Annotated in this window: 6 protein-coding genes; 3 read left to right on the plus strand and 3 right to left on the minus strand. The window is 69.7% G+C overall.

Annotated elements, in window-relative coordinates; genetic code table 11:
- Positions 1-86: 86 nt before the first annotated feature.
- The 3 genes from TSO221_RS26525 to TSO221_RS26535 are packed head-to-tail and all read right to left on the minus strand — an operon-like array spanning position 87 to position 8,232.
- Entirely contained in the window at positions 87-5,387 is a 5,301-nt protein-coding gene (locus tag TSO221_RS26525) for an AAA family ATPase (protein WP_158284226.1), read from the minus strand.
- Positions 5,388-5,394: 7 nt separating this feature from the next.
- Positions 5,395-6,405 carry a 3-oxoacyl-[acyl-carrier-protein] synthase III C-terminal domain-containing protein gene (locus tag TSO221_RS26530; RefSeq protein ID WP_109121522.1) on the minus strand — a complete coding sequence of 337 codons (1,011 nt, stop codon included), beginning with the start codon at positions 6,403-6,405 and terminating at the stop codon, positions 5,395-5,397.
- A 15-nt stretch (positions 6,406-6,420) separates the two neighbouring features.
- A complete protein-coding gene (locus tag TSO221_RS26535) occupies positions 6,421-8,232 on the minus strand; it encodes a thiamine pyrophosphate-binding protein (protein WP_109121523.1) in 1,812 nt (603 codons plus the stop codon).
- 648 nt (positions 8,233-8,880) lie between these two features.
- Here TSO221_RS26535 and TSO221_RS35150 point away from each other — a divergent pair.
- The 3 genes from TSO221_RS35150 to TSO221_RS26545 form a co-directional block, all read left to right on the plus strand.
- Positions 8,881-9,261 (plus strand): hypothetical protein, encoded by a 381-nt coding sequence (locus TSO221_RS35150; RefSeq protein ID WP_146208917.1) that lies wholly within the window; start codon positions 8,881-8,883, stop codon positions 9,259-9,261.
- A gap of 31 nt (positions 9,262-9,292) precedes the next feature.
- A complete protein-coding gene (locus tag TSO221_RS26540; protein WP_247878284.1) occupies positions 9,293-9,709 on the plus strand; it encodes a PadR family transcriptional regulator in 417 nt (138 codons plus the stop codon).
- 70 nt (positions 9,710-9,779) lie between these two features.
- Positions 9,780-9,954, plus strand: a 175-nt coding sequence (locus tag TSO221_RS26545) for an FAD-dependent oxidoreductase (RefSeq protein WP_146208918.1), incomplete at its 3' end; no start/stop codon positions are given.

Below are 9,954 nucleotides of genomic sequence, written 5' to 3' on the forward strand. Positions count from 1 at the left end.
GCGGCCATCCGCCTGATGATCCACCGCCTCGTTCACCCCAACCGCAAGCGGCTGCCCCCGCCAGACTTCTGAAACGGGCTGTCAATTCACGCGCCCCGCTGCAGACCAGTGGTTGGTTGCTCCGGGTTCGGCGCGGACAGCGGCAGGTGCAACACGAAGCGGGTGCCGTCGTCCGCCCCATCCAGGCGAATCTCGCCCCCCAGGCGGCTGGTCACTAAGTTGTAGGTGATGTGCAGACCAAGCCCGGTGTTGCCGACGTTGCGGCGGGTGGTGAAGAACGGGTCGAAGACCTTGGCGCGGTGCTCCGCCGCGATGCCGGCGCCGTCATCGGCGAAGACCATTTCCACCGCTCCCTCCAGCGGCTGGACCGACAGGCTGATGCGGCCGGCGCGACCATTGGGGAAGGCATGGTCAAGCGCATTCTTGGTCAGGTTGGTCAGCACCTGCGCCAGCGCACCGGGGTAGCTGTCGAGTGTCACCCCGTCCGGGCAGTCGAGGCAGACGCTGTGTCCGGCGCGCTTCCAACTCGGGCTGAGGCTGGTCATCAGATCGTCCAGCCAGGACTTGAGCGTGAAGGCACGGCGGTCATCGCCGGTCTGGTCGGCGGCCACGAGCTTGAAGCTCTGTACCAGCTCGCCCGCCCGTGCCACGTTGGTCAGCAGCAGCCCGGCCAGTTCGCCGGCGCTTTCCAGGTAGAGGTCGAAGTCGCTGCGCCGCACCCGGCCGTCGCGAGCCAGCGCCTGTATGCGCGCGGTCTCGTCCACCAGGTGTGAGGCGCCGGTCACCGCGACACCGAGCGGCGTGTTGATCTCGTGCGCCACGCCGGCGACCAGCTGGCCAAGTGCCGCCAGTTTTTCCGCCTGCACCAGCTGCTGTTGGGTCAGCTTCAACTGCTCATGCGCGGCACGCACCTCATCGAGCGTCCGGCTCAGCACCGCCGATTGCTGGCTCAGCGCGTGGGTGCGCTCGGCGACCTGCCGTTCCAGCGTGCTGTTGATGTCGGCCATCTGCGCGTACAGCTCGGCGTTGCGCAGCGAGATGATGACCTGCGCCGCCAGCAACTGCACCACCTTCACCCGCCCCTCGGTGAAGGCGCCGGGGGTCAGGTTGTTCTCCAGATAGATCAGGCCGGCGAAGCTGCCGTGCTCGATCACCGGGGCGCACAGCACGGCGCGCACGCCGGTCGCCGCCACGTGCGGGTCGTGGAAGAAGTCAGGGGAGCGCTGCGCGTCGTCCAGCACCACCGTCTCGCCGGTGCGCCCGGTGTAGTTGACCACGGCGTGCGCCAGCCCGGCCCCCGCTCCGGCGCAGGCGGCGAGCGGGCACTCGATGGTGTCGACGGCTCCGTCGGCGCCGCGCCGGGCGCGTAGCACCAGCGCATCGCCGCGGCGCAGCAGCAGGCAACCCGACTGCGCCCCCGCATTCTCCACGATGGTGCCCAGCACGCGCTCCAGCAGCCGATCCAGCGCGATCTCGCCGGAAATCGCCTGTCCGGCCTTCAGCACCGCGGCGATATCGACGTCCACTTCGCCTGACGAAGTGGAGCGCCGGTTGCCGCTGCGTGCCGGCGCGCCGGCCGACCACTCGATACCCGGGTGACGGCGCCGCATCGCGTCGGCCTTGGCGGCCGCTCCCCACTGGCGGTAGCGGTGGAAGGCGCGCTTCAGATGGGCGCCGGCCGCTGCCACGTCGCCCAGATCCTCGTAAAGCAGGCCGGTCAGTTCCGCCGCCAACGCGGCGTCGGGGGTGAAACGGTGGCGCTCGGCCGCCGCCTCTGCTTCCCGCCAGCAGCGCAGCGCATCGAGCGGACGACCGCCGGCACGAGCGGCCTCGCCCTCCACCAACAGCGCCTTGTGGCCGAAATTGACCGGGTTCACGGCTGCCCAGCCGCGCAGCCGGTCCAGCAGCGCCGTCGCGCGGGCGCGGCACCCGGTGTCGGGATCGCCGGTCAGCAGCGCGAGTGCGGCGAAGGTCGCGGCCTCCGCCTCGAACAGCTGGGCGGCGATCACGGGGGCGAAGGGCGTCAGTGTGTCGGCCAGGGTGCGGGCCGCGGCATGATCGCCGAACAGGTAGGCCAGCCGCAGCCTGTGGCCGATCAGGTAACCGCCTTGCTTGGCGTTCTGTGAGTGCAGGATGCAGGCGAGGTCGCGCTCCTCGTCCACGTCTCCGTCACCCAGGCTTTGCGGACCGGCGGTCAGACCCATCAGGGCGTGCGCCACTTGGCGCTCCAGCAGGCAGTGCCAACCGGCGACGTACTGCCAGCCGCCGATCAGGCGGCGTTGTCGTTCGCACAAGGCCGCCACCTCGTCCAGCGGCGCACCGGAATAAGCGGTCAGCATCGCCGTGTGCGCCAGGTTGAAGGAGCCGAACTCCAGGTCGCCCAACTCCAGTCCGCGTTCCGCCCCCAGCCGGGCGAGGCGCAGGCCATCCTCCAGCGGATTCACCCAGTGGCTGACGAAATAGCCGTACACGAAGGCGACCGGCGCCGTGAGCAGCCCGCCGCCTCGAGCGTCGAGGTCGAGCGCCAACCGGCAGAAGGCGTCGGCGGCGCGAGCATCACCGGTGACGTTCAGGTGGATGACCGCGTGCGTGGCGAAGATCACCGGGGCGAACGGCCCCAGGCCGTGCGCCAGCGCCAGCCGCGTGTTCGTCAGCCCAGCCAGCGCGTAGTGCTCCATCATCTTGGCGGTGAACAGCGCCGGTGCCAGCTCCACCAGCACCGCGTTGGCCATGCCTACAGCCTCGTCGGCCAGCGGTGGCAGGGCGGCGAGGTCAGCCGGCGCGCGGCCGCCCATCAGTCGGGCGATCTCTCCCAGTTCGGCGCCGATGGCGCGCCCTGCCGCGTCGGGGTCGGCGGGCAGCGGCACGCCCAGGATCGCCAGCGCCGCCAGCCCGGCGGCCGCGGCGTCGGCGGCGCGCCCCCGCGCCATCAGCGACATCAACCGCAGGCGACCAAGCGCCACCGTGTCGGCTCGGGCCGACAGGCGCGGCTCCAGCGCGTCGGCGAAGCCATCGAAAGCTGCCGACTTGCCGGCCAGAGCCAGCCCCTCGGCGACCAGCAGATGCACGCGCGCACACCATGCTGGGTCCTCGTTCCACGCGCTTTCCGGCATCGCCGACAGCGCCGCCTCGGCGAAAGTCAGCGCCGGGCCGAAGGCGGCGGTTGCCCGCGCCCGCTCGGCGGCGCGCACGTTCACCTCGGCCTTGCGGCGCAGCAGCCCGGCGGTTGCCGCCATGGGACCGGCGCGGTTCAGGTGCAGTGCCGCGGCAAACAGGCTGGCGTCCTCCGGAGCCTCCTCCAGTCGGTCCAGCAGCAGGCGAGCCAGTGCGAGATGCAGAGCCTGCACCTCTTCCGGCATCAGCAGCGAGGCGGCAGCCTCCTGGATGCGATCGTGCACGAACTCCACCCCGCCGGAAGCGGCGCGCATCAACCCCTCATTCACCGCGGTTGCCAGCGCGGCGTCCACCGCGCTTCGGGCGATGCCGAGCGCTGCGGCGATCAGCGCCGGGTCGGGGCGGGTACCCAGGCAGGCGGCAGCTTCCAGCACGCGTCGGGTGGCGGCCGGCAGCTCGCGCAGGCGGCGGGCCAGGAAGGCGACGACATTGTCGGCGCCCGCCCGGGCGGCGATGCGCGCGGCATCCCAGGTCCAACCGTCGGGGCCGTGCGCCAGCGCTCCTTCGGCGCTCAGCGTCACCAGCAGGTTGGCGACGAAGAACGGGTTGCCATGCGTCTTGACGAACACCAGTTCGGCCAGCGGCGCCACGGCCGGTATGGCGGCGCCGAGCGCGTCGGCGACGAACCGCGTCACGTCGGGCAGCGCCAACGGCCGGAGCTCGATGCGGGCGGCGAGGCGCCCATGTGTGGCCACCGCCTCGACCGCCGCTGCGACCTCCGGCGGCAGGGCGCCGGTCCCATCGTCGGCCTCGTCGCGGCAGGTGCCGATCAACAGCAGGCCGGCCCCGCTCCCGTCAAGCAACGGGGCGAGCAGGTCGAGGCTGGAACGATCGGCCCAGTGCAGGTCGTCCAACACCAGCACCAGCGGCCGCTCCGGCGTCGCCAGCGCGTCGATGAGCGCCTTGAGCGTGCGGGCGAAACGGTGGTGTGCCTCGGTCGGTGGGAGATGGGGAGGCGGCGGCGGATTGCCGATCAGCCGCGTCAGCTCGGGCAGCAGTTCGGTCAGCACGCCACCATTGCGACCAAGCGCCGCCGTCAGCGTGGCGCGCCAGGATATGAGCCGCTCCTCCGGTTCGGTCAGCAACTGACGCAGCGCGCCGCCGAGCGCCGGCATCAGTGCCGCGTAAGGCACGTCGCGGCGCAGCCGCTCGGACTTGCCGAGGGCCAAGCGCACCGGCTCGCCGATCAGGTCGGTACGCAACGCATCCACCAGGGCGGATTTGCCCACGCCACCCGGACCGACGATCAGCGCCATGCGGTGGCCGCCGGACCGGCTCTCCGCCAGCGCACGGCGCAGGTCGTCGAGTGCCGCAGCGCGGCCATACAGCGTGCCGGGCGGCGCAACGCGTCCGGTGCGGTCGCCACCACCGAGCGGGAAGTCGGGCGTGCGCCCGGCCGCCAACTCGGCGCGCAACCGGCTCAGGTCGGCGACGACGCCGGCGGCGGTCTGGTAGCGGTCGTCCGGCGCCTTGGCCATCAGCTTCAGCACCATGGCCGACAGCAGCGCCGGTATCTCCGGCCGTCGTGCCGAGGGCGGCTCGGGCAGTACCGCCAGATGGGCGTGGATCAGTTCCGCGGGGTCCTCGGTGGGGAACGGCGGGCGGGCGGTCAGCATGTGGTGGAAGGTGGCGCCCAATGCATAGAGGTCGGCGCGCTGGTCGATGGGCAGGCGCGTGCGCCCGGTTTGCTCCGGTGCCACGTAGCGCAGGTTGCCGGCAGAGCGCAGCGGGGAGGAGGCGTGGCCGGCCTCGCCGATGCGCAGGCTTAGCCCGAAGTCGATCAGCGTCGCCGCGCTGCCGTCCGGTGCCACCATGATGTTGGTCGGGTTGAGGTCGCCGTGCACGATGCCGGCGCGGTGCACCGGCTCCAGCCCCTCGGCGATGCCCAGGGCCAGCGTCAGAAACTCCGCCAGTGGCAGACCGCCGCCCGGGATCGCGCTGGCCAGTTCGCCGCCCGGCACGCGGTCGAGCACCAGCACCGGCGGCCCGTCCTCGATCAGGGCATGCACCCGCGGCACGGCGTGATCGGCCAACACCGTCAGGCAGGCGTGCTCGGTGCGGTACTGAGCCAGCGTGGCCGGATCGGCGAAGGCAGCGAGCACCGCCTTGAGCACCACCTCCCGGCCATCGGCGGTGCGGACCGCCACCGCCACTCCTGAGACGGAGCCGCGGTGCAGGACCTCGCGCAGCGCGTAGCCGGGAACCGCCCGCACGGCGGGATCAGCGCCGGGTGCGGCGCAGCAGCACCGCACCCGCCTGCTGCTGGTGGCCAGGGGCGAGCAGCACCACCCAGTCCTTCTCGATCTGCTCGTACAGCTTGGCAAAGTTGACCGCCACCGAGGCGGAGGTCATGTTGCCCAGCTCCTTCAGCGTCTGCAGGTATTGCGCTGGCTGGATACGCTCGGCCCAGGCGTTGATCAGCTTGTCGGTGGTCTGGTGCGAGATCAGGGTGATGTCGGCGCCGCTCAGCCCGTGCTTCTCGATGAGCGCCAGCGTCACCTCCGCCGGCACGACCGCGCCGAAGTCCCAGAACGCCTGCGAGGCGCCGGGGTTGAAGGTCATCAACACCTTGGTGAAGGCACCGTCGCGCAGGTCCTTCGTGCATTCGCACGGCAGGTCGAGCGGGCGCTGACCGACGTACATGGTGCCGTAGAAGCTGGTGTCGACCCGGTTCAGGCTGTCCACCACGGTGAAGCGGGCGGACGACGTGCCGGCGCTCAGCACCGCCGCGCCTGCACCGTCGGAGGCGCCGATGCTGACCGCCTCGTGATAGTCCACATGCTGCGTCCAGTTGGCACCGACCACCACCAGCGCCGTGCCCGCCGCCTTCTGGCGCAGCATGGCGTCGGTCATGACGATGCCGTCCTGGAAGCAGGTGAACTCGCTGCCCAGCGGCACGATCCGGCAGTGCGGCGGCAGGCCCAGCAGGTAGTGCACCTCGGTGATGTCGTTGGGTGAGTAGTAGCGCGCCACCGACCCCCAGCCGACCAGCAGATCCACCTGCCGTGGCGGGATGTCGGCGTCGGCCAGCGCCCGCGCCGCGGCGGCGGCCATCAGCGGGCCCAGCGACTGCCCCGGTGCCAGCACCCGGCGGTACTGCAGCCCAGTGAACAGGTCTGTGTATTGCGGGTTGTGCTGCTTGATCCAGTCGAAGACCGGATCGTCGTTGCCGCGCACCAGCGGTGGCACCGCGTAGCCGAGCCCTGCGATCTGGGGGGCGGGAGCGCTCATCAGGTCCTCCTGGGCTCAGGGCGTCTTGGGCGGGAAGTAGGGGGAGACCTCGTGGGTGTTGATGTGCGCCACCACCACCTGCGGCCTGCGGTGGCGCCGGGCGTTGTGCACCGCTTGCTGCAGCGCGGCCGCCAGTTGGTGCGGGTCATGCACGTCGTAGGCATCGGCGCCGTAACCGCGCGCCACCTGCGCCAGGTCGGCGTCGCCCAGCTTGTAATGGTCATACCAGCGAGCCGCCGGAGGGTAGAAGTAGGCCTGCCCCTGGCTGACCATCGACAGGTCGTTGTCGCGCAGCACCAGCCAGATCGCCCCGGCGCCGTACTGGTGCGCGGTCGACACCTCGGCCCCCTGCATCAGGAAGGCGCCGTCGCCGACGATGCCCAGGCAGACGGCGTCGGCATTGCCCTGCTCCAGGCAGGCGAGCTGCGCACCGACCACGCCGCCCACCGCGAAGCCCATCGGTCCCATGGCGAGCGAGCTGTGCACGGCGTTCGGCGTGTCCACCTCCAGGTAATGCAGCGCCCAGCCCACGCAGCTGCCGCAGTCGATGAAGATGTGGTTGCCCCGCGGGTTGCCGTGGGCAAGGCTGGCGAACAGCGTGTTGACGACGCGGATCATCGCCTGCGGGAAGAGCGGGCGGGCCTCCGACTCGTACTTCTCCGGCGCGTACCAGGGCGGGGTGCGGCGGATGGCATCGATGGCGGCACGGCGGCCCTCGACGCTGGCCGGCGGCTCGACCGTTTCGCTCAAGGCGCACAGGGTATCGATGAAGGCGCCCAGTTCGGCCACCACGCCGTGGTCGACCGGCAGCGAGCGGCCGATCACCGAGGGATCGGCGTCGACCTGTACGAACTGCCCACCCCGCGGCACCAGAAGCGGATTCCAACTGGCGGTTGCCAACTGCCCCAGCGTCGAGCCCAGCACCACCAGCCGGTCGTAGGCCGGGTCAGCCAGTTTCATGTACTGCGCCGGCCACAGGCAGGCGGCGGCTCCGTAATTGCGCAGCGACAGTGGGTGCGTCTCGGGGAATATCGCCTTGCCGTTCGGCGTAGTCGCCACTGGCAGCGCGAAACGCTCGACGAAGCGGGTGAAACGGTTCAGCCGGGCCGGGTCGGCCAGCGCCCGCCGGCAGCCGTTGCCGAGCAGCAGCAGCGGCAGCTCGCCGTCCAGCAGCGTGGCCAGCGTGCGCGCCGCGTCCTCCTCCCGGCAAGCGGCCAGCGCGCAGCGGTAGGCTGCGGGGGAGGCGGGCAGCGGCACGTCGGTGACGGTGCCGGCGGACACGTCGTCCGGCAATCCGATGTGGGCGGCGCGCCGCGGCACCGCCATGGCGTCGCGCAGCGCCTGCAGGAACAGCGTGCGGAAATTGCCGGTGTTGCTGACCAGCGCACTGTAGGTCAGTGCGTTGCGGTAGACGGCGTTGACGTCGAGCGTGCTGTCGAAGCCTTCCTGCAGGTAGCCCATACCCATGAACTGTTCCGGCACCTCGCCGGTGATGGTGAGCACGGCGGAGTGCCCGGCCTCGGCATTCATTGCGCCGGTCAGGGCGTTGGTCGCTCCCGGTCCAGAGGTGGTGAGCACCACGCTGATACGGTCGCTGATGCGGTGATATCCGTCGGCCATATAGGCCGCACCGGACTCCTGCCGGCACACCACGAAGGTGAAGCGCCGGTTGTTCTCCGGCGTGTTGAGCACGTCGAGCAGAGTCTTCAACGCGCCGCCCGGGATGCCGAAAAGCGTGCGCACCCCTTCGGTGCGCAGGAATTCGAGCAGCAGTCCGGCGACCGTTCCGCTGTAGGTGCCGCTGTGCGTCGGTGCGATATGGAACATGGGCGCCTTCCCCGTGCGTGATTGATGGAATCACGGCCGTCATGCCTGGATGCCTTGTGGCCGACTTCCTCCCGCGCTACTTGCTTGGCGCGCACCACTTGCAACGCATCGACGCTAACAATTAAAATCATTTTACATCAAGGATAAATTTGAGTGGCGGTCATCTAATCGCCACGAGTGTTGACGGCAATGCGACAGACCGCTTTCGACGCATTTTTCCCGTCCGGTTCAACGGTGAGCGAGCACACCTGGAGCATTCTGCTGCGACGTTCGGCGCGGTCAAATGCCGCATCGCCGCCGTGGGCGGCAACCACTGCCATTGAGCTGTGCTGGGTGGGGAATAGCCTCGCCACGAGGGCGTCCTGAGAACCACACGGCGCAGCGCGGCGGCGCTCCAGGGAGGAGGGCAGATTATAATGCGCACGTTGGCGTGCAACGGCCAATGCGCCACGAACTGGCCGCGGCTGGCCGCGTCAGCCGACGCCACCCCATGGGCAAGTACACCGTGATCGCCCGCGGCGATTCGCCTGAACGTGAAGGCGCCGACCAGGGAGAAGCCGCGCGACCGGGTGCTGACCTCGGATGAACTCGGCCGGATCTGGCGGGCGACCGGCGCCATAACCCTATCCGTACGGCCCGTGGATCAACTTGCTGACCCTGACGGCGCAGCGCCGCGACGAGGTGGCGCACATGACTTGGAACGAGGTCAACCTCGATGCCGGACTGTGGATCATCCCCAAGGAGCGCGCCACGAACGATCAAGCGCATCATCCCTTTCTGGCACCAATAGCAGAAGCGCCAGCCGCGCCGATCACCGGCGGTGGTTTCGATTCCATGCCACGAATTTTTCTGGTGGCTCTGGAACGAAACGCCCCGAAACTGCCGTCAAGAGGTTGGGAAGCCATCGATGGGGAACAGCCTTGCGCAACTCTGACGACCTTCTCGATCCGAACGTTGGCCGAGGTGTTGCCGCACGAAATGTTCGGATCTCCGAATCGCGGAAGTGGGTCAGTTGGCTTTCTCCCTTGATGCATCGATGATCAAGGTATACAAGAATGCCATGAGCACCGCCGCACCACGCCCCCGTTCCGTCTCCAAGCCGGCCCCGGACCTCACCAGCCGGGCTTACTGGAACGGTACGATCAAGATGAGCCTGTCGAAGTTCTTCATTCTCAGCGTCCTGCACCAGAACCCGATGCACGGCTATGACGTCGCCCGCGCCGTGGAGCGCACCACCAACGGCTGCTGTTCGCCGACGGAGGGCACCATCTACCCGGCCCTGCGTGAGTTCGAGGAGGGCGGTTACGTCACCTCGGAGGCCGAGATCGTCTCCGGACGCGAGCGCAAGGTCTACACCCTCACCGATAAGGGCCGGGAGGCCTTCAAGGTCGCCGTCGAGGCGTGGATGGAGGTCACACAGGCCCTGCTCGCCAGCAAGCGGGTGGTCACCCGCGATCCGGGAGGGTGCTGTCCCTGATCTCTTTTTTTGGCTCAATACCTTGCCCATCGAGGCATTGATAAACAAGGCATCCAGGAGGACCCGCAGCATGTCGCACGATCCCAGCTCCGCGCTTCCCATCGCCATCATCGGCGCCGGCCCGGTCGGCCTCGCCGCCGCCGCGCACGCCGTTCAGCGTGGTCTCACCCCCGTCCTCTTCGAGCGCGGCCCGGCGGTCGGCGCCTCGCTGCGGGCGTGGGCGCACGTCCGCGTCTTCTCGCCGT

This window comes from Azospirillum sp. TSO22-1, from assembly GCF_003116015.1.
Classification (GTDB): domain Bacteria; phylum Pseudomonadota; class Alphaproteobacteria; order Azospirillales; family Azospirillaceae; genus Azospirillum.